The organism is Xenorhabdus budapestensis, from assembly GCF_002632465.1.
GTDB classification, from domain to species: Bacteria; Pseudomonadota; Gammaproteobacteria; order Enterobacterales; family Enterobacteriaceae; genus Xenorhabdus; species Xenorhabdus budapestensis.
Genome location: NZ_NIBS01000004.1, coordinates 182,397 through 204,804 on the forward strand (window position 1 = coordinate 182,397; position 22,408 = coordinate 204,804).

The following is a 22,408-nucleotide window of genomic DNA, read 5'->3' on the forward strand; positions in this document are numbered from 1 at the left end:
GTTCACTATTAATCTTCACGTAACATGGCAAGCAACTCATCCTCAGACAGATCATCAAGCTCTTGTTGTATGGAACTGATATCTTGTTGTATTGATGAAATAAGTTCAGCAAGTTGAGATAGAGTTGAATGACGGAAGATATCTGCAACCGATATATCAAGATGAAATGTATTACGCAGGCGTCTGGATAATTGCATGATAGAAAGTGAGTTTCCTCCCAATACAAAGAAATCATCATGGCGTCCAGCTTGGTCCAACCCCAACAAATCCTGCCAAATTGTGGCAAGTTGCTGCTCAATTTCCCCTTGAGGAATTTCATATGTATGGACAGCAATAGAGGAACGATCCGGCGCAGGCAGTGCTTGACGATCCAGCTTTCCATTTGCGGTGAGAGGCAAGGTGTCCAATATCATATAAGCCTGAGGAAGCATGTACTCCATCAAGTGACGGCTGAGTTGTTCACGCAGTTCATTGGGATCTAAAGAAATATTGGGTTGTGGTATTAGATAAGCGACTAGATATTGATCCCCTGTTGTATTTTCACGTGCAATGACCACAGCATCTTTAACCCCCGGGCACGCCGCCAGCTGCGTTTCAATTTCCCCCAGTTCAATGCGGAATCCGCGGATCTTGACCTGAAAATCATTGCGCCCCAGATAGTGGATATTGCCCTCCGGCAGCCATTGCCCCAGATCCCCGGTCCGGTACATGCGTGCCCCCGGCTGGGCACTGAACGGATCACGGATAAACCGTTCGGCGGTCAGGTCAGGGCGGTGCAGGTAACCGCGGGCGACCCCCGCGCCCCCCACATAAATTTCCCCCGTGACCCCGACAGGCACCGGCTGGCCGTGTGCATCCAGGATATAGATTTTGCTGTTGGCCAGCGGGCGGCCAATCGGGACGGCGGCCGTGAGAGCAGGCCTGTGCGGGGCCGGCCCGGCGTTATCCCCTGCCCAGGCGGTGGCCGTGACGGTGGTTTCCGTCGGCCCATAGGCGTTAAGCCAGCGGCACGGCTGTGTCTCGGGTAACGCCTGCCACGTTTGTAAGTGGCGGGCCTCCACTTTTTCGCCGCCCACCGTCACCGTGCGTAAATAAGGGCTGAAAGGGCACCGGCCGGCGGCCAGCTCCTGCACCCACAGGTGCCAGAACGCCGCCGGCACATCCAGGGCGGTGATTTTCTGTGCGTGCAGAAACGCGCTAAATGCGCTGTCGGGGACTTGCAGGGCGTCGGGCCGCAGGATTAAGCTGGCCCCGGCGGCGAAGGTCGGGAAGATTTCCGAGACCGCGGTATCAAATGCCACCGCGGTAAATTGCAACACCCGGTCGCGGGCGGTAAGGGGATTGGCCTGCAACTGCGCGGCGACAAAGCTTGTCACATTGCGGTGTTCAATCATCACCCCTTTCGGTAACCCGGTTGAACCGGAGGTGTAAATCACGTAGGCCAGATGATGCGGCTGTAACCCCAGCCGGGCCGGGTCCGGGTTCTCCGCCGCAGACGTCTCAAGGGTGGCCTGCTGGCGGGCCTCATCCAGGCACCAGGTGGGCACGGCGGTGTCAGGCAGGTGCGGGTGTAAATGGGTTTGCGTCAGCAGTAAAACCGGTGCACTGTCTGACAGCAGATACGCCAGGCGTTCGCGCGGGTGGTCGGTGGCCAGCGGCACATAACCGGCCCCCGCTTTGAGGATAGCCAGCAGGCCAATCATCAGCGTTACGCTGCGCTCGGCGTAAATTGCCACCCGGTCATCGGGCCGCACGCCGGCGGCTATCAGGGCATGGGCCAGCTGATTGGCGCGCCGGTTGAGCGCGGCGTAACTGAGTGACGTGTCGCCCCAGACCAGGGCGGTGGCCGCCGGGGTGCGGGCGGCCTGCTGCTCAACAGCCTGGTGCAGCAGGCCGGCCGGCGCTGCCGTGACCGCCGCCGGATTAAAGGCCACCAGTAACCGGGTACGCTCCTCGTCCGGTAAGATAGTCAGGGACCGGATAGCGCGGGCCGGGGCGGTGTGCAGGGCGCTCACCAGCTGGCTTAATGCCGACACCATATAGTGATTAATGCGGGCCGGATTCAGGTGCTGCGGGCACTGGGCGGTTAACGCAAACCCGTCCTCAAAGGCATCCACATCCAGCGATAACGGGTAGTTGCTGTGTTCTTCATCGGAAAGAACCTGGATCCCGGCCCAGGCCGGCGAGGCGGCGGGCCCGGGGTCCCGCTGGCTGTGGCGGAAATTGAGTAAGCTGCTGAAGAGGGGCTGCGGGGCCGGAATGCCGCTGCACCGCTGCGCCAGGGCCAGCGGCGTTTGCTCGTGCGCCAGCAGGGCACTGAGCTGCTGATGGGTGGCCTGTACCGTTTGCTGCACCGTGCGATCCTGGAGCGCAATACGGACCGGCAGGGTATTGATCAGCATGCCGAATATCTGAGCCGTCCCGGCCCCGCCCTGCAAGCGCCCGAGTAACACTGTGCCGAACACAATATCGTCCTGCCCGCTGCACAGCGCCAGCACCTGGGCCCAGGCGACATGGAACAAGACCGCGGCGCTGACCCCCTGCTGGCGGGCACACGCGGTTATCTGCTGGCTGAGCGCGTTATCCAGCGGCATCACGGCTTCGGTGATATCGGCAGGGAGGTTTTGGGTGTCGGCCAGGCCGAACGGCAGGGTGGGCTCTGCCACATCCCCCAGCAGCTGCCGGAAGTAAGCCTGGTGGGTTTCAGCCGGCACTGCCCGGGTTTGGGCAATAAAGTGCCGGTAAGGCAGTGACGGGGGCAGCGTGTCGCCCTGGCCGGCGAGCAGCGCCTGCATCTCACTAAAGATGATGTCCAGGGACAGGTGATCACACACCAGGTGATGGTGTTGCAGGGCCAGAAGCCAGTGGGCGCTGCCGGGCTCTTGCGCGAAGGTGGCGGCTAATAACGGGGCCCGGGTGATATCCAGGCGGGTCAGGCGGGTGTCCGTCAGGCGGCGTAACTGCTGTTCGGCTGCCTCCCCGGGGGCCAGCACGGTTTCGGTCCGGGGCAGGGGGGCCTGGCGGTACACCACCTGCACGGGCTCGGGCAAGCCCTGCCAGTGGACCGCACTGCGCAAAATATCATGGCGGTCGATCACCTGTTGCAGGGCCTGTAAGAACGCCTCCAGCCGCGGGCGGCTGTCGAAGCGGATAAACTGGCGGTCCAGGTAGGTGTCGCCGCGGGTTTCCAGTAAATAATGGAATAAAATCCCTTCCTGCAAGGGCCCGAGGGGATACATGTCTTGCACATTGCGCGCGCCGCCGGCGACCCGGGCGATGACCGGGTCAATCTGGGCCTGGGTCAGGGTCAGCAGCGGTAACATCGCCGGGGTGATGGCCGGGCAGTCCGGCGGGATCAGGCTGGCGGGCACGTCCGGGACGGGGCTGTCCGCCGGTTCATGGGTCAGCTGTTGGGCCATGGCGGCCAGGGTCGGGGCGGCAAACACGGCGCTGACCGGCAGGGTCCAGTGGTGCTGGCGCAGCTGCTCTATCAGGGTGACCACCAGCAACGAATGCCCGCCCAGTTCAAAGAAATTATCGTGGCGGCCGACCTGGGCCAGCCGGAGCAGGGCTTGCCAAATCGCGGCCAGTTGCCGCTCGGCCCCGCCCTGCGGGGCGACATAGTCCCGGCTGACACGGGCGGCCCGGTCCGGGGCCGGTAAAGCCCGGCGATCGATTTTGCCGCTCGGGTTAAGCGGGAAGGCATCCAGGGTCACGAAGGCACTGGGGATCATATAGCTGGCCAGGTGCTGGCTGAGCTGGTCCCGCAGGCGGGTGGCATCCAGCGGCCGGGGGGCGTCGGGGACTAAATACGCGACCAGCCGTTTATCCCCGGGGTCATCTTCCCGGACGATAACCAGGGCGTCCTTCACCCCGGGACACGCCACCAGCTGCGTTTCGATTTCGCCCAGTTCAATGCGGAATCCGCGGAGTTTGACCTGAAAATCATTGCGCCCCAGGTAATGGATAGTGCCCTCCGGCCGCCAGTAACCCAAATCCCCGGTGCGGTACATCCGGGCGGCCGGCTCAGGGCGGAAGGGATCGGGCAGGAACCGTTCGGCGGTCAGGTCAGGGCGGTGCAGGTAGCCGCGGGCCACCCCCTCGCCGCCGATATAGAGCTCGCCGGTGACCCCGACAGGCACGGGCTGCCCCTGGGGGTCCAGGATATAGACGGTGGTATTGGCCATCGGCCGGCCGATGGGAATATCGTCAGCGGGCGCGGGATGGCCGGGCTCATAAGGGCAGGCGGTGGCATTGACGGTGGTTTCGGTCGGGCCGTAAATATTAATCCAGCGGCAGGCCTGGGTCGCCGGGCTGGCTAACCAGGCTTGCAGGTGGCGCACTTCCGCCTTTTCGCCGCTGGCGGCCACGGAGCGCAGGGCGGGCGGGGGCCCGCTGTGCCCTGCCCGGACTTCCTGGGCCCAGAGATGCCAGAACGCGGTGGGCAAATCGACCACCGTGATGTGATGCTTGTGCAGAAAGGCCATAAAGTCGGTATCCGGCACTTTAAGGCGGGCCGGGCGCAAGACCAGGGTGGCACCCACCGCCAGGGTGGGAAAGATTTCCGCCACGGAATTATCAAACCCGAAGGAAGCGAATTGCAGCACCCGGTCACGCGGCGTCAGGGCGGTGAGCTGGATTTGCGCCTGAATAAAATTGACGACCTGCCGGTGCTCAATCATCACCCCTTTCGGCAGGCCGGTCGAGCCGGAGGTATACAGCACATACGCCAGATTGGCGGGCGTGAGGCCGGAGACGGTGATTGGAATATTGTCTTGAGGCTGACTGGCGAGGTGCGTGTGATGGTCTGCGCTGTCCAGTACCCAAAGGGGCAGGTCAGTGTTGGCCAGGCGGGCGCTCAGATGACGCTGGGTCAGTACCAGGACCGGCTGGCTGTCTGCCAGCATATAGGTTAACCGGTCGGTGGGGTAGTCGGGATCGAGCGGCACGTAACTGGCGCCGGCCTTTAAGATGGCCAGCATCCCGATGATCAGAGGCAGGCTGCGTTCGGCACACAGGGCGATGCGGTCATCCGGGCGGGCCCCCGCGGCCCGGAGGGCATGGGCCAGCTGATTGGCGTGCCGGTTTAAGTCGGCATAACTGAGCTGGCCCGCCTCGCTCACCAGGGCCAGGGCCGCGGGGGTGGCGGCCGCCTGCTGTTCAATCAGCTGGTGGATAAGCGGCTCGCGCGGATAAGCCCGGGCGGTGGCGTTAAACTGGGTCAGTAATTGGCGGCGCTGTGCCGGGGTCAGCAGCGGGAGGGATCCGACGGGCTGGCGGTCATCGGCGGCCATCGCCGTTAAGAGCCGGGTCAGGTAGCCGCTGAGGCGTTCAATGGTCGCCCGCTCGAACAGGTCGGTGGCGTATTCCAGATCCCCGGTGATCCCGGCGGCGGTTTCATTCAGGGATAACGTCAGGTCAAACTGGGCATTGTTGCGGGCCGCGGGCACCTCGGTCAGGGTTAACCCGGGTAAGTCGAACCGGTGATTTTTGGGGGTGTTATCCAGGGCAAACATCACCTGAAAGAGCGGGCTGTGGCTCAGGCTGCGCGGGGGTTGCAGGGCTTCGACCAGCTGTTCAAACGGCAGATCCTGGTGGGCATACGCCGCCACCGTGTGGGTTTTTACCCGGGCCAGTAAGGTTTGCACGGAGGGGTTATCGTCCACCGTGACCCTTAAGGCCAGGGTGTTGACAAAGAAGCCGATTAACGGCTCTAACGCACTGTGCTGGCGGTTGGCCACGGGCGTGCCAATCACGATATCCGGCTGGCCGCTTAACCGGGCCAGTAAAATCCCCCAGCCGGTCAGCAGGGTCATAAACAGGGTGGTGCCATGCCGCTGGCTTAAGGCTTTTAAAGCGGCCACGAGGGGCGGGGGTAAGGTAAAGGGAACCTGGTCGCCCCGGTAACTTTGCACGGCGGGCCGGGCGTGATCGGTGGGTAATGCCAGTAACGCCGGAATACCGTGTAACGCCTGGCGCCAGAAGGCCAGCTGCGTGTCCAGCACCGTCCCCTGTAACCATTGCCGCTGCCACAGCGCATAATCGGCGTACTGCACGGGCAACGGCGGCAGCGGATCGGGCTGCCCCCGGGTAAAGGCCTGGTAAAGCGTGGACAGTTCATGCAGCAGAATATTCAGGGACCAGCCATCCGTAATAATGTGGTGCTGGGTTAACAGCAGGCGGTGCTGGTGATCGGCGAGTTTCAGTAATTGCGCGCGTATCAGGGGCCCGGCGCTAAAATCGAAGGGGTGGCTGGCGTCCCATTCCGCGGCGGCCTCAATGGCCGCGTGCTGGCCGGCGGCGGGTAATTGACTGAAATCGTGGACCGTCAGGGCGAACCCGCTGTCCGGCTTGCCGATGATTTGCCGGGCTTGCCCGTCGATCAGCCGGAAGGTGGTGCGTAAGATTTCGTGCCGGGCGACAATGCGATCTAATGCCGCGGTGAGGGCCGGCAGATCCAGGGCGCCGTGCAGATGTAAACCACCTGATACGTAATAGGCGGTTTGTGCCGCGGGGTCGAGTTGCGCCAAAAACCATAAGCGCTGCTGCGCCCAGGAGAGTGGCAATGGTTCTTGGCGGCTGACAGGTACGATGTCGGGTTGAATTGATTGAGTTTCTACTACCAAAGTTTGTGCTAAATCGGCCAATGTTGGTTGAAGAAACAGATCTTGCAGTGTGACATTGATATTCAGAGTCTGACGTAAGCGAGACGCTACCTGTACGGTCAATAAAGAGTGTCCGCCTAACTCAAAGAAATTATCATGGCGTCCGACTTGTTCCAGGCCCAATAAACTTTGCCAAATCTCTGCCAGTTGTTGCTCTATTTCTCCTTGTGGTGCGGCATATTCATGGCTAACACTGGCAGAGCGATTAGGAGCGGGCAGGGCTGCTCGGTCTACTTTACCGCTCTGATTTAATGGGAAGGCTTCAAGGGTAACGAATGCAGTGGGGATCATATAGCTGGCGAGGTTACTGCTGAGTTGTTCACGTAGGCTGGCCGTATTCAGCGGGCTAGGGGAGTCGGGGACTAAATATGCGATCAACCGTTTATCCCCGCTATCATCTTCCCTGACAATAACCAGGGCGTCCTTCACCCCGGTACACGCCACCAGTTGCGTTTCAATTTCGCCCAATTCAATGCGGAATCCGCGGAGTTTGATCTGAAAGTCATTACGCCCCAAATAACGGATATTGCCATCCGGCAGCCAGCGGCCTAAATCCCCGGTGCGATACAGACGGGCAGCTGGTTGATTGCTGAAGGGATCGTGGATAAACCGTTCAGCGGTTAATTCCGTCCGGTTCAGATATCCGCGGGCCACCCCCTCGCCGCCGATATAAAGCTCGCCGGTGACTCCGATAGGCACGGGTTGCCCCTGGGTATCCAGAATATAGGCGGTGGTATTGGCCATCGGCCGGCCGATGGGGATATCTTCAACAGAATGGGGATGACCGGGCTCATAAATACAGGCAGTGGCATTGACGGTGGTTTCTGTCGGGCCATAGAAATTAATCCAGCGGCACGTTTGTGTTCCCGGGCTGGCTAACCAGGCCTTCAGGTGGCGTGCTTCCGCCTTTTCGCCGCTGGCGGCCACCGAGCGCAGGGATGGGGGCGGCCAGCTGTACCCCGCCTTGACTTCCTGGGCCCAGAGATGCCAGAACGCGGTGGGTAAATCGACCACTGTGATGTGATTTTCTTGCAGAAAGGTAATAAAGTCAGTATCCGGCACTTTGAGGTGGGCCGGGCGTAAGACTAAGGTGGCGCCCACCGCCAGGGTGGGGAAGATTTCCGCCACGGAATTATCAAATCCAAAGGAAGCGAATTGCAGTACCCGATCATGCGATGTTAAGGCGGTTGTCTGGATTTGCGCCTGAATAAAATTGACGACATGCCGGTGTTCAATCATGACTCCCTTAGGCAACCCTGTAGAGCCGGAAGTATACAGTACATAAGCCAGATTTGAGGGAATGAGTCCTGACTGAGTTATTGAAATATTGTCTTGGGGGTGACTGGCGATATGAGTTTGATGTTCTGTGCTATCCAGTGCCCAAATGGGCAGGTCAGTATTGACCAGGCGGGCGCTCAGATGCCGCTGGGTCAGGATGAGTGCTGGCTGGCTGTCTGACAGCATATAAACTAACCGTTCTGTAGGATGTTCTGGATCTAATGGAACATAGCTGGCTCCCGCCTTCAAAATTCCTAACAGACCGATGATCATTTCCAGACTGCGTTCGACACAAATGGCTATCCGTTCATCTGGACGTACTCCCGATGCTCTGATGGCATGTGCAAGTTGATTGGCGTGTTGGTTTAATTCGGCATAACTGAGTTGACCCTCTTCCCCGATCAGGGCAATAGCATCTGGTCTGGATGCAGCCTGTTGTTCAACTAATTGATGGATAAGCCTATCCTGCTGGTAGTCTTGCGCAGTGAGATTAAAATTGGTCAGTAATTGAGAACGTTGTGAGGACGTCAGCAATGGAAGAGTTTCTATTTGCTGGCTGTCATCAGCGATCATCGCTTCTAATAGCGTCTGTAGGTGACCGACCATGCGTTCAATACTAGCGTGTTCAAAAATATCACTGGAATATTCCAAATCACCGACTAAGCCTTGGTCTGTATCATTCAGAGATAAAGTTAGATCGAAATATGCGCTATTTCTGATATGTGACAGTTCTTTCACGTGTAACCCAGATAACTCGAAATTTTGCTGCCCTGGCGTATTGTCCAAAGCCAGCATGACCTGAAAGATAGGGCTATGGCTTAGATTACGTGGCGGTTTCAACACCTCCACCAACTGTTCGAATGGCAAATCTTGATGTGCATAAGCGCTCAAAGCTTTATGTTTCACCCGATTCAATAATTCACTGACACTGGGGTTGTCACTTAATTGAATCCGTAAAGCTAACGTATTAACGAAGAAACCGATTAATGGTTCTAATTCGTGCTGTTGCCGATTGGCAACGGGAGTGCCGATCACGAGATCGTGCTGACCACTGAGACGAGAAAGCAACACCGACCATCCTGCCAGTAGGGTCATAAATAAAGTCGTACCGTGACGTTGACTAAGTGCTTTTAATGCAGAGCTTAAAGTAGGGGAAAAGGCTACATTAACTCGGTTGCCAATATAGCTCTGTTTTATCGGGCGTGGTTTGTCCGTAGGTAACTCCAGAAGTACTGGCGCACTTTGCAATTCATTGCGCCAGTAATTCAACAAATTTTCCAGAACGTTCCCTTGTAACCACTGATGTTGCCAAAGGGTGTAATCAGTATACTGGAGCGGTAATCCAGGTAATGGATCAACTAGCCCCTGGCAAAAAGCGTGATAAAGAGTGGATAGCTCATATATCAATACATTAACTGACCAGCCATCCGAGATAATATGATGCTGTGTTAACAGTAGAATATGCTCATCTTCTGCTAAACGAAGCAAATGCCCTCTGAACAACGGCCCTTGGGTAAAATCGAAAGAGGTGATGGCCTCATGCTGGGCACATTTTTCTACCGTAGTCTGTTTTTCTGACGCAGGCAAATGACTGATATCTTCAGTCGTTAAAGCAAAACCACAGTTGGCATCCCCGATAACTTGCCGGGCAGTACCTTCAATCGACACAAAAGTTGTTCGCAGGATTTCATGGCGAGCCACAATCCTATCTAACGCAGCCTTAAGTGCGTTCTGATTCAGGAGACCCTGGAGGTGAAGCCCTGTCGACATATGGTAGGCTGTTTGTGCCGCAGGATCGAGTTGAGTTAAAAACCAAAGGCGTTGTTGTGCCCAAGATAATGGAATATCACCCTCACGAGGCTGTACAGTAATTGATGTTCTTTGCGTATATTGACGAGTTAGCTTTGCTGCTTTAGCTGATTCAAGTAATTTTTCACGTTCCGCTAATGGTAAAGAATTTAATTCGTTAATATTCATGCTTAAGTGCCATTTAAGGTTAAAGTTTAATTCATTGATTTATAAATATTTTTTAGTAATTCAGCGTCAAATTGCAGTAATTGAGCGTCGACAATACACGCTTTAAGTTGGCTGAGGGTGGTGTGTGAAAATAGTTGTTGAACAGAAAGCTCTACACCAAATATTTCCCATATTCTTGATTGTTGCTGTAGTACTAATAGTGAATTCCCGCCAAGTTCGAAGAAATTGTCATGGCGTCCTATGCGCTTAATTTTCAGCAGCATTTGCCAAATATTGGCTAATTGCTCTTCAATCTCACCTTGTGGAGCGACATATTCTTGTGTGATCACTGATGAATGGTCGGGGACTGGCAGCGCTCGGCGATCCAGCTTACCATTCAGAGTTAATGGAAAAGCATCCAGCATGACAAATGCACTGGGGATCATATAATCAGGTAGATTAATGCTCAGTTGTTCCCGCAGCTTGGGAATGCTCAAGGTAATGTCCGGTTCGGGTATAAGGTAAGCAACTAATCGTTTATCTGTAGCGTCGTATTCATGCACAATGACAATAGCGTGTTGAACACCGGCACATTGAGTCAGGCAGGTTTCAATTTCGCCTAATTCAATCCGGTTTCCGCGTATCTTGACCTGGAAATCATTACGACCCAAATAATCGATACTTCCATCAGGCAACCAACGTCCTAAGTCCCCCGTCTTGTACATTCTTGCATCTTTGTTGTTGCTAAATGGGTCAGGAATAAAACGTTCTGTTGTCAACTCAGGACGATTTAAATAGCCACGGGCAACACCAATGCCACCGATATAGATTTCACCGGTAATGCCGATGGGTACGGGTTGCCCATATTTATCAAGAATATAGATTTTCGTATTGGCAATAGGGTAACCAATTGGTACTAAAGCGGAATATTTTTCTGATCCACAACGCCAGGATGTTACGTCGATAGCGGCTTCAGTCGGGCCATATAAATTATGCAGCTCACTATGAGGTAAATGAGACAAACATTTCTGTTGCAGAGAGTACGACAATGCTTCTCCGCTGCATAAAATTTGACGCAAAGAAGGGCAACGCTTTGCTGGAGTATGATGAATGAAACTGTGCAGCATAGAAGGAACAAAGTGAATAGTTGTAATACCACGGAGTTCAATTTCTTCCAGCAAATAGACGGGGTCTTTATGGCCATTAGGGCGTGCCAGGACTAACTGAGCGCCAGAGAGCAAAGGCAGGAAAAATTCCCATACTGAAACATCGAAACTAAACGGAGTTTTTTGCAATACACGATCATGTTGATTCAATCGGTATTCATCTTTAGCCCATAGTAAACGATTTACAACGCCACGATGCTCATTCATAACTCCTTTGGGTAGACCCGTTGAACCTGACGTATAGAGTACATAGGCCAAATGGTGGGATGTCAGTCCTAAATCGGTGACTGACAAATTATTTTCCCCCTGAACAGCCATTTTTGTTTGAAGTTCTTCGCTGCCCCATCGCCATACAGGGACAGTTGTTTCTGGTAAGTCCCCTTTTAGATCTTGATGCGTCAGTACGAGTATTGGATTACTATCCGATAGTATGTGATTCAGACGATCTATGGGATATTCAGGGTCGAGAGGTACATAGGCGGCACCTGCTTTGAGTATTCCTAACAAACCAACCACCATATCTGGGCTGCGTTCCATACAAATGGCGATGCGGTCATCTGGACAAACACCAAATTCAACCAAAGCATGGGCTAATTGATTGGCTTGTCGGTTCAATTCAGCATAACTCAATTTATGGTTTTCATAAATCAGGGCAATTGCGTTTGGCGTGTGTGTGACTTGCTGTTCCACTAATTGGTGAATCAAAGCGTGTTGAGGAAAAGCTTTATTTGTTGTATTGAAATTACAGAGAATTTGTTTACGTTCTTGCTCATCCATCAGTGGCAAATAGTCAATTTTCTGTTGTTCGTTATCAGCCATTGCAGTAAGTAAAACGAAGAAATTTTCCATGAGTTGATGGATTAACTCAGTATCGAACAACTGGGGATCGTAATGGAAATAACACCGAATTTGTGTATTGACTTCCAATATATTAAGCATCAAAGGGACGGGGGTATCAGCATAAAGGGGATAGGAGAAGGGCCGTAATTCTGCGCCTCCCCAATGTACCGTCGTACTATTATCTTCGTCCATCCATAACAATAATAGGTCACCAATATATCGAGGCTGTTGGAAAGTCATCAAAGTCTGGAAAACGGGATGAGTTTCTGCATGGCGTTGTAACTTTAGTTGTTCCAGTACCTTAGCAAAGGGATATTTTTGATTCTCAATGGCCTGACGGATGCTTTTCTGTGCTTGCAAAATATGTTCACGAACGCTCATATCACCGTTAATTTGACCACGTAATGCGACCGGATTAACAAATTCACCGACCAATTTTCCCCAATGTGCACGGCTTCGCCCCGGCATCATTGAGCCTATAATAATATCGTTCTGCTCTGTGTAGCGATTCAATAAGATCTGGTATGTAGCCAGAAAAATAGCAAACAGACTGTTCCCATATTCAGAAGCCATAGCATGGAGTTTATCCGCTAATATATCTGGAATTAGGCGGGAAATTGTGATCTTATCAGTTAATGGTGTTGGGGTGTTTTTAAGAGAGTTGTTTTCTGTTGGCCATTTTATGTTTGGCCACTGTAGTGTATTCGGATGACCAGCCAAATTATTACGCCAGAAATTTTGTTGTTTTTTTGCACTGTTACTGTTCAGCCATTGCTGCTGCCATGTAACATAGTCTTGAAAACTATGTTCTGATATTGGCTCTAAGGCTTGTGAGGCTAATAAATTGCCTAATTCCTCTAATAATAACCAATAAGACCAACCATCAACTGCCAGATGGTCAAAAGTTAGTACCATGATGTTTTCTTGGGGATGGTATTGATACCAACTGGCATAAACCCGCAATGGATATTCCAAATCGAAAGTATGCCAGCAATCTTGGCGCACTTGCTGTTGAAGAGTATTTTCGTCGAGATGTTTAGCATTATGTCGTTGGATCTGTATTTCAACATACTCTGCAATACGGTATCCCAACTTGCCATCGTATAACCCAAAGCTAGACCGTAACATAGGATGCCGTTTTATCAGATGATTGATTGCAGTTTCTAAACGTTCAACAGTTAAACCCTTAACCCGAGCACAAAATGCACTATTATTTTTTCCCCGTTGGGTTGGATTAATTTGATATTGAAACCAACGACTATTTTGAGCTTCAGATAAGGAAAATGGTTTCATATTTTCAGGGTGGTTCACTTTATATAACTCCCTTTTTTTATATGCATATTAAAAAATATAATAATTGCTCTATTAAATTAGAAATCACCTTTACACTTAGATATCGGTTAAATAAAAATTAATAAGGATTTTTATAATTATTATTTGATATGAGATTAATTAATTATGTTTCAAGTAAGAAATTATCTTTCATGAACTTATTATTAATATTTTTATTCTCAGATCAAGGGGTAAAATAGATAAGGTGAGCAGGGTAGGATTATATGATGAAATTATTACAAGTGAAAATTATAATAAAAATACATTGATGTTATGGCTATTAAGTGAAAATAACTTAAGATTATTAATACAGTTATGAACAATTTCAAGATTAAATTAAAAAAGAGAATGGATAATGGAAAAGTCAATAATTAAAACTGAAATTCCTGGACCAAAATCAAAAATTGCTTTACAAAAACAGGCTCAATGGGAGTCCGATGCAATATCTTATCCGAAAAGATTACCAATAGCTTTAGACAGAGCGTGTGGTTCTTACGTGCAAGATGTTGATGGTAACGTATTTATCGATTTTTTATTGGGAGCAGGGTCGTTACCATTGGGGCATTCACACCCAGAGTTAGTTGATGAGGTATGTAAACAGGCGAAAAAACTAAGTCTTGGTTTAGACTTTCCTACACCAATAAAAGAAACATTTACTGAAGCTCATTTTAGTATGTTACCTGAAAAGCTGCGGGATTCTTACAAACTACATTTTTGTGGGCCTACAGGAGCTGATGCAGTGGAAGCTGCGATTAAATTAGCTAAAGTGTCAACAGGTCATCAGGAAATTATCAGTTTTAGAGGCGGATACCATGGATGTACTACAGGAGCTTTAGCAGTCACTGGCAATCGTCAAATGAAGAAAGATTTTTTGGGCTTGATGCCGGGAGTGCATTTTTTCCCGTTTGGCTCAGAATCACATTCTCAAACCAGTTGGGTGATGAATTCACAGCAACTTGATGCTGGCATGTTTCTGGAATCTGCATTAAGGGATGCAAACTCAGGTCTTGGAAATATTGCTGCGATTATTCTTGAATTGGTACAAGGAGAAGGTGGTCTTTATGTTGCCGAAAAATCTTTTGTATCTAAAATTTATCAGTTATCGAGAGAATTCAATATTCCTCTAATTATTGATGAAATTCAAACAGGTTGTGGTAGAACCGGAACTTGGTATGCATTCGAACAGTATGATATAGAGCCTGATATTTTTGTTACATCAAAAGGAACCAGTGGAATAGGGCTTCCTTCATCATTAATGTTTTATAAAAAAACATATAAAAATTGGCTGTCAGGAAATCACATAGGTACATTTAGAGGAAATCAGCTTGCTTTTAGTGCGGGAGTAAAAGCTATTCAAATAATTAAGCAAGAAAACGTTCTGGATAATGTAAAAATGATGTCTTCAATAATCATTGACAAATTGAATGCATTGAAAATTAAATTTCCATTCCTTGGTGAAATTCGTGGTAAAGGCCTTATGTTAGGGGTGGAAATATTAGATCCTGAACGTGAAGAAGCTGATGAAAAAGGTGCTAAAGAAATACAGAAACTGGCATTACAACGTGGACTTATTACCGAGCTTGGTGGCCGTAATGATACTGTGCTTCGGTTATTACCTCCATTAAATATTGATATAAAAACCATAAACGAAGCATTTCAGATCCTTGAAGAAGTCTTTATTTGTTACAATAATATGATTCACAAAGAAGAATAATGTTAATCCGGTGTCTGTTACGCGGTATGATGAAAATAGATATTTAGACACCGGGCCAATATTACACAGTCACTACGAGAAATGATGTTAATCACATCGTTATCTATACTCTTGGGGATTTGCTCCCTTGCCGTCGCTTTGCATCTTGAAATCCATAGGGTATAAATGGTTAATGTTATCTTTCGATTAAAAAGGTTTGACTGTGAAATCTAACTTTTGGAGGAAGGTTTACCTTGTTGTATTTAGTAGCCTATTGATTTTATTACTTACAAGCTGTGTACAAAGTAGTTTTATACAAAATAGATTTATGAAAAATAGTTTCATACAAAATAAGTGTTATTTGTTTAAAAACCAGGAGACACTGATGGCACATCGTGTGAAGCAAATATCAGGTAGTGAACAAATCTATCGTTGTCATACTAACACCTCCCATTCTGTGCCAGAAATATCTCAGGCCTCTGCACATTGGGTTGATAGGCAGACGTTATTATGGTCAGGGGGTGAAAGTAAATTTGTTGTTCGCCTATACCATAATCAAAGTAATAAGGTAGAGGTTAATGATCAGGGCTATTTTACTGATAATTATCTGACACTCACACCAACCATTTTAAGTCAGGAAACCGCAAAAAAATTCCCTCATTTGGCAAAGTGGCCAGCTTTCCGCTTGCCTGAAAATGTGGATATTGATCGACTGCTGACTGGAGATTTGGTGATTTTGTCGGCCAATGAGCAAGGTTTATTCCTATCAGCAACTCAAGTACAAACGGCGGGGGTACTGGACGATTGTTTCGCCGATGTGGCTGATAAATTGGAATATGGGGCCAGGATCAATAATAAAGGTGTGATTTTCAGGTTGTGGGCACCTACGGCACAAAAGGTAAATTTGGTTATCTATGATCAAAATAAACAGGTTATCGCTAATCACGTAATGCAACGTGATACAGCCAGTGGTTCTTGGTCATGGCAAGGTGACAAGAAATTGATCGGTGCTTATTACCGCTATGCCTTACAGGTTTACCACCCGCAATCTCGCAATGTAGAACGCTACGAAGTTACCGATCCCTATTCTTATAGCTTGTCTACTAATTCGGAATATAGTCAGGTCGTCAATTTGAATGATGAGGCGTTAAAGCCTCACAACTGGGATAACCTGTTGGCACCGCATTCACAAAATACTCCAGCGGATATTGCACGTATGACCATTTATGAAGCGCATATCCGTGATCTTTCCGTTTCAGACAGTACGATGCCCGCAGCCTGGCGCGGTAAATATCTGGCACTGACTGACAATAACAGCGATATGTTCAAGCATCTTAAGGCGTTGAGTCAGGCGGGAATGACTCATATGGAATTGTTGCCTGTGTTTGATATTGCTTCCATCAATGAATTTAGCCATCAGGTGGCTGATCTTGATCATCCTTTTAGCCGCTTGTGTCAAATTAATCCCATAGTGAAGAACAGTCGTTTTGCGGAGTTTTGCCACAGTTCATTAACTGTGCGGGAGGTTTTGCAGCAGTTGCAGCGTGATGACAATATTAGCAATCCGCAAGTGCAAGAATTGAATACAATGGTGGCAAAAACGGATTCCTATAACTGGGGTTACGATCCGTTTCACTATTCAGTACCAGAAGGCTCTTATGCTACTGAGCCAGAAGGTTCTGTTCGTATAAAAGAGTTTCGTGCCATGGTGCAAGCCATCAAGCAGCAATTGGGTATGAATGTGATCATGGATGTTGCTTACAACCATACCAATGCAGCAGGCCCGATATCCAGAACATCGGTGTTGGATAAGATTGTACCTTGGTATTATCACCGTTTGGATGAAATAACAGGCAAGGTTGAAAATAATACCTGTTGTTCTGATACTGCGCCGGAGCATCGCATGTTTGCCAAATTGATCGAAGATTCACTGGTGACATGGGTTAAAGATTATAAAATAGATGCGTTTCGGTTCGATTTAATGGGTTATCACCCCAAAGCACAAATTATATCGGCGTTAGAAAAAGTACGGGCTATTAACCCATCGATCTACTTTTTCGGAGAAGGTTGGAATTCTGGGCAGGATGATCGATTCGAAATAGCATCTCAAATCAATCTTAAAGGAACTGGCATTGGTACTTTCTCTGACAGGTTGCGTGATGCGGTGCGTGGCGGTGGGCCATTTGATGTTGCCGACAGTATTCGCAGTAATCAGGGGGTCGGTAATGGTGCTGAAATATTGCCTAATGAAATTTCCAGGTTAGATGCCGATAACGTTCGTCATTTATGGGATCTGGTACGGCTTGGTATGGCTGGTAATCTGGCTGATTTTGTCATGATCGATAAAGACGGAGCAGTGAAAACAGGTAGCGAAATTGATTATAAGGGCACTATTGCGGGTTATGCATCAGCTCCGCTTGAAGTACTGAATTATGTATCTAAACACGATAATCAAACATTGTGGGACATTATTAGCTATAAAGCTGCCTATGAAGCGGATTTGATGACACGGGTTCGTATGCAGGCGATCTCCCTTGCTACAGTATTCCTTGGGCAAGGTCTGGCTTTCGATCAACATGGGTCGGAATTGTTGCGTTCAAAATCCTTTACCCGTGATTCTTACAATGCTGGCGACTGGTTTAATCGTGTTAGTTATGATTATAAGGACAATAATTATGATGTGGGGCTGCCATCACAGAGTGATGATGGTAAGAATTACCCACTGATTAATCGTGTGAAAAATCAGGTGAAAAAACCAGGCCAAAATGAATTATTACAGATGATGGCGTTTTATCAGGAGTTATTGCAGCTACGTCAGTTTTCACCATTGATGGCGCTTGGTAATGGAGCTGCTGTCAGGCAACGTGTCGATTTTGTTAATGTTGGCCCTCATCAGCAAATGGGTTTAATGGTCATGACGATTGATGATGGCAATATGACTCCACGTGATCTTGACTGGCGGTTTGATGGACTGGTTATCGTTATTAACGCTGCATCTTGGTCTGTGACTGTTAGAGATCTTAATGTCAACGGATTGAAGTTAAATGATATTCAACGTGAATTGGACAAGACATCTTTGGCCGCAGGGATACGGATCACTGAGGATGGCGAAGTAACAATGCCTGCATGGTCGGCAGCCGTACTGGTTTTACCGCAAGAAGGAATGCGTGGAACAGGTTTACCTGTTCGTAGAAAATAACGAAACCGGGCAAGCTGTTTTGAGTCTCTTGAGCGAATATTTTACCTGATGCTGTAAAATCCCGTTATTCACGGTGGGAAGATGTTAATAACTAGTTAGGTATGAATCGATAACCGACTCCTGTTTCTGTTAGTAAATGTTTAGGACGGGCAGGGTCGGTTTGCAGCTTCAATGAAGTCTTGTTTTAATGTATCACACGCAAAAAATCGCCAATTTTCCCCTTTATGAACAATGTCAAATATGATTGACGGAGCCGCATGAGGAGGTAAAATCCTCAGAAATATTATCCTAGCTATAATTATCCTAGCTATATCCAAGATGAGCTGAATAATGACTATTCCTTCCGAAGCAGATAAAGCGTTGTTGATCGTCCAGAAGCGATTAGCGGAATCGCTGGTAGCTGTCTATCTTCATGGTTCGGCTGTGGTTGGTGGTCTTCGGCCCCACAGCGATGTAGATTTGCTAGTGGTCATTGACCGGCCGATGACGTCTATGGTTCGGGAATGTCTTGTTGCCGATTTAATGATGATATCGGGCCGATATCCTTCTGATCCTGGTGGACGTCGCCCTGTTGAGCTGATTGTTTTTTTGTGCTCCGATCTTGCTGCATCGCTTTATCCAGCTCGGTGCGAATTCATTTACGGTGAGTGGCTACGTCACGAATATGAGGTGGGAGAAATTCCCAAGCCTGTTTGTGATCCAGAATTTACCTTGGTGTTGGCTCAATCACGACAGGAAGCGATACCTCTGGTCGGCCCGGACGCAAGCAGTCTTCTGCCCGCTATTCCAGGTTCGGACATTCGTCGAGCTATTAAAGATGTCCTGCCGGATTTAATTGAAACGCTACAGGCAGATGAACGCAATGTTCTGCTAACGCTGGCGTGCATGTGGCGAACATTAGTTACTGGAGAGTTTGTCTCTAAGGATGTTGCTGCCGATTGGGCAGCTGCTCGCCTTCCTGCCATACAGGTCGCAGTTTTAGCCGATGCGCGGGAGACCTATTTGAGAGGAGGTGAAGAAGATTGGCGAAATCGCCAGCAAGAATTGCAGCTTACGGTAAGTTCATTGCACGATTGTGTGCTAACAAATCTATGACACTCCCATCATGCTGCCCCGATGTGTTCATCAGTAAGGTAAACAAAGATGACGGGCCACAGGCAATTTGGCGAGAAATTGACTTAATTCATGGCAGGTATGTATTTTCATAAATCTTCACAAGCTACACAGTAAATTAACCGTGTAGCTTGTGGGTCTTTATTTAGTTTGAATCAGTATGCGGGTAGCTTCTGCCAGTACATCACGACGGGCTTTAGCGTTTTTATCGTCAGGTTGGGTGAAATAAGTGACCAATACTAATGGCGCTTTGTTTTCCGTCGGCCAGATCACGGCAATATCATTGGTTGAACCGTAGTCACAGAGACCAGTTTTATCTCCCACAACCCAATCTTTTGGTACTCCGGCACGAATACTGGCATCACCAGTCGTATTTCCTTTCAGCCATTCTGCCAGTTGCACACGTTGATTGGTTGCTAACACATTACCTAAAGTCAACTTGTATAAACTTTCCGCCATGGCTTGAGGTGTGGATGTATCACGTTCATCACCCGGTTTGACTAAGTTCAATTCAGGTTCTTTGCGATCTAACCGGAATTTATTGTCGCCGATAGTACGGGCAAATTTTGTCAAACCACGTGGGCCATCTAATTGGTCAAGTAGCAAGTTCATAGCTGTATTATCACTATATTGCAAAGTTGCTGCGCTCAACTCTGCTAATGTCATACCGCTTGCAATATGTTTTTCAGTAATCGGACTATATTCAACAATATCGGACTGTTTGTAGTTGATACGCTGGTTCAGTAAGTTTTCATCTTTTTCGCTTTTTTTCAAAAGTGCAGAGGCTACCATAAATTTACTGGTGCTACACAACGGAAAACGCTCGTTTGCCCGATAGCCAATGGTTAAATTGTCTGCTGTATTGATTAAGAACACACCAAGATGTCCATTAGCACTTTTTTCTAAGGCGATAAATTGATTAATAATCTGTTCTTGTTGATCCGTATTAGCCTGAGTAATGGATGCCTGGGAAGGTGAAGTCATTAAGACACCAAATAAAGGCAAAATCGTTGCGCAAATGCGCGTGAATTTTAATGTAAGAAGTTTCATATGAAAATTTGAATAATTGTTTAATATTTGTTGTAAAACTGCCGCTTATAATAGCAGCAGTGTGTTTATTGTTCTGGAAGCCCCGTTTTATTGGGCATCTCCTGTTACGTTTAACTAACCAGATTAACTAACAGGGCGTGCCACAATATTACGGGTTTCCATTCTGACTTCTTCAATACGCACATTGATGATGTCATTCAGGCGGTGGACTGTTTCGCCTTTAATTAATACGGAACCTGTTTCCTGACTGCATTGAAGCTCATCACGAACAGTATGCAGGAATGGGCCTGGGACAAAAGCAACTGCGCCATTGTCAACCAGACGAACGCGCAGGCCACCACGAGTGATATCAATAATTTCAGCAGAAAAAGTTTTATCAGTACCAGCGTGAGGGGTAAGGAAACGGGCATAGAGCCAATCACCTACATCACGTTCAGCCATACGGTTTGCCCGCCGGCGCTCAGATAATTGCAAGCAAATTTCTTCGGCTGGCTTTTCTGCTTCTGTTTGTTGAATAATCGCTTTCAGTAAGCGATGGTTGATAATATCACTGTACTTACGGATAGGAGATGTCCAGGTTGCGTACGCATCAAAACCGAGTCCAAAATGCGGGCCGGGTTCCGTTTTAATTTCGGCAAAAGTCTGGAAACGGCGGATACGGCTATCAAGGAATTGTGTCGGTTGTTTATCCAGTTCACGACGCAATTCGCAAAACCCTTCTAATCCCAACAGAGCTTCCTGGCAGGTTTCAATATTGTGTTCCTTAAGTACTTCAACGACTTGCTCAATTTGTGCTGGTTCAAATCCAGTATGAACGTTATAAATACCGAAACCTAATTTATCGCGCAGGATTTTTGCCGCACATAAGTTAGCCGCGATCATTGCTTCTTCAACAATACGATTTGCGGAACGGCGCTGCTCGATAACGATGTCTGTCACATTCCCCCCATCATCAAGAATAAACCGATAATCTGGTCTTTCCTTGAACACAAGGGCGTGCTGTTGACGCCAGTTGTTACGGCGTTCGCACATTTCTTTCAGCAGAGTGATTTGCTTGGCAACAGCTTCAGAACTCGGTTTCCAACCTTCCTGACCTTCCAGCCAGTCAGAAACTTCGTCATAAACTAATTTGAACTTCGATTCGACCCAGGCTGTGAAAAATTGAATATCATCACCTAGTTGCCCATCTTCCAGAATCGAGATCTGACAAACCAGAGCAGGGCGGCGGGCATTTGGACGCAGAGAACATAGATCATCAGAAAGTTCGCGGGGCAGCATAGGAATATTGAAACCCGGCAGATAGTTGGTGAAACTACGCTGGTAAGCGATTTTATCCAGTTCACTGTCAGCTTTGATATAAGCGGTTGGATCAGCGATGGCGATGGAGAGCTTTAAACTTCCGTCATCATTCTGGGCGATGTGTAGTGCATCGTCCATATCTTGAGTCGTTGCACTGTCAATGGTCACAAAATCGAGAGAGGTCAGATCAACACGTTCAAAAGAATTATCATCCAATTGGCAATCTGTTATGGCTGGTGCTTCACGTTCCAGATTATGACGTGTCAGGGTAACCCACCAAGGAGCGAAGTGGTCATCACCACGGGTGATATAGCCTGTTACCTCTGCATGGAATCCACGATCACCTTTCAATGGATGACGCTTCATTTCAGCGACAGCCCAATCACCATTTTCAAAATTATGGGTAACCATATTGGCCGGCCGGCAAGGGATAGCGTCTTTTAACAATGGGTGATCAGGAACAATCCATAGACGGTTATCGTTTTCTTTTTTCTGGATCCTTCCTACAAAACGGGTCAGGAATGGTTCAATCAGCGTTTCTGGTTCAGCGATCTCTTTTTCTTTGTCGGTGTGAATAGCGGCTGTGATGCGGTCACCGTGCATCACTTTCTTCATATGAGGTGGTGGAATAAAGTAACTTTTTTGACCATCGACTTCCAGAAAGCCGAAGCCTTTTTCAGTTCCTTTGACTAAACCTTCTACACGCAAGGTTTGAGCGTGAAGTTGCTGTTTTAGCTGAGCAAGCAGCGGATTGTTTTGAAACATAATAATCAGGAGAGTTATGGAGTTATTATCGGTAATTTTGGGTAACAGTTTT

The 22,408-nt window shown here is 48.8% G+C and carries 7 protein-coding genes and 1 pseudogene; 3 read left to right on the forward strand and 5 right to left on the reverse strand.

Annotated elements, in window-relative coordinates:
- Positions 1-8 precede the first annotated feature (8 nt).
- Entirely contained in the window at positions 9-9,920 is a 9,912-nt protein-coding gene (locus Xbud_RS06305; RefSeq protein ID WP_099135260.1) for a non-ribosomal peptide synthetase, read from the reverse strand.
- 26 nt (positions 9,921-9,946) lie between these two features.
- Positions 9,947-13,216 carry a non-ribosomal peptide synthetase gene (locus tag Xbud_RS06310; RefSeq protein WP_099135261.1) on the reverse strand — a complete coding sequence of 1,090 codons (3,270 nt, stop codon included), beginning with the start codon at positions 13,214-13,216 and terminating at the stop codon, positions 9,947-9,949.
- A 376-nt stretch (positions 13,217-13,592) separates the two neighbouring features.
- Here Xbud_RS06310 and Xbud_RS06315 point away from each other — a divergent pair, with 376 nt between their 5' ends.
- Positions 13,593-14,951, forward strand: coding sequence for an aspartate aminotransferase family protein (locus tag Xbud_RS06315; RefSeq protein WP_099135262.1), 1,359 nt, complete (start codon positions 13,593-13,595; stop codon positions 14,949-14,951).
- A 364-nt stretch (positions 14,952-15,315) separates the two neighbouring features.
- Positions 15,316-18,129 (forward strand): pullulanase-type alpha-1,6-glucosidase, encoded by a 2,814-nt coding sequence (gene pulA, locus Xbud_RS06325; RefSeq protein ID WP_099135263.1) that lies wholly within the window; start codon positions 15,316-15,318, stop codon positions 18,127-18,129.
- Between the two features lie 91 nt (positions 18,130-18,220).
- On the opposite strand, the pseudogene Xbud_RS20415 reads toward pulA, so the two are convergent.
- A pseudogene (locus tag Xbud_RS20415) lies at positions 18,221-18,298 on the reverse strand (two-component system response regulator KdpE); the annotation flags it as partial.
- A 161-nt stretch (positions 18,299-18,459) separates the two neighbouring features.
- Here Xbud_RS20415 and Xbud_RS06335 point away from each other — a divergent pair.
- On the forward strand, positions 18,460-19,224 hold the full coding sequence (locus Xbud_RS06335; protein WP_099135264.1) for an aminoglycoside adenylyltransferase family protein: 765 nt from the start codon (positions 18,460-18,462) through the stop codon (positions 19,222-19,224).
- A 159-nt stretch (positions 19,225-19,383) separates the two neighbouring features.
- Here Xbud_RS06335 and bla read toward each other — a convergent pair whose 3' ends face one another.
- Together bla and Xbud_RS06345 are read right to left on the reverse strand one after the other, a co-directional pair.
- On the reverse strand, positions 19,384-20,226 hold the full coding sequence (gene bla, locus Xbud_RS06340; protein WP_422645765.1) for a class A beta-lactamase: 843 nt from the start codon (positions 20,224-20,226) through the stop codon (positions 19,384-19,386).
- A gap of 189 nt (positions 20,227-20,415) precedes the next feature.
- Complete coding sequence (locus Xbud_RS06345; protein ID WP_099135266.1) at positions 20,416-22,356, reverse strand: exoribonuclease II; 1,941 nt, start codon at positions 22,354-22,356, stop codon at positions 20,416-20,418.
- Between the last annotated feature and the right edge of the window lie 52 nt (positions 22,357-22,408).

Bases quoted from the DNA above. Each gene is read 5' to 3' on its own strand.
- Xbud_RS06305 (WP_099135260.1), bottom strand. From the start codon at position 9,920: ATGAATATTAACGAATTAAATTCTTTACCATTAGCGGAACGTGAAAAA.
- Xbud_RS06315 (WP_099135262.1), top strand. From the start codon at position 13,593: ATGGAAAAGTCAATAATTAAAACTGAAATTCCTGGACCAAAATCAAAA.
- pulA (WP_099135263.1), top strand. From the start codon at position 15,316: ATGGCACATCGTGTGAAGCAAATATCAGGTAGTGAACAAATCTATCGT.
- Xbud_RS06335 (WP_099135264.1), top strand. From the start codon at position 18,460: ATGACTATTCCTTCCGAAGCAGATAAAGCGTTGTTGATCGTCCAGAAG.
- bla (WP_422645765.1), bottom strand. From the start codon at position 20,226: ATGACTTCACCTTCCCAGGCATCCATTACTCAGGCTAATACGGATCAA.
- Xbud_RS06345 (WP_099135266.1), bottom strand. From the start codon at position 22,356: ATGTTTCAAAACAATCCGCTGCTTGCTCAGCTAAAACAGCAACTTCAC.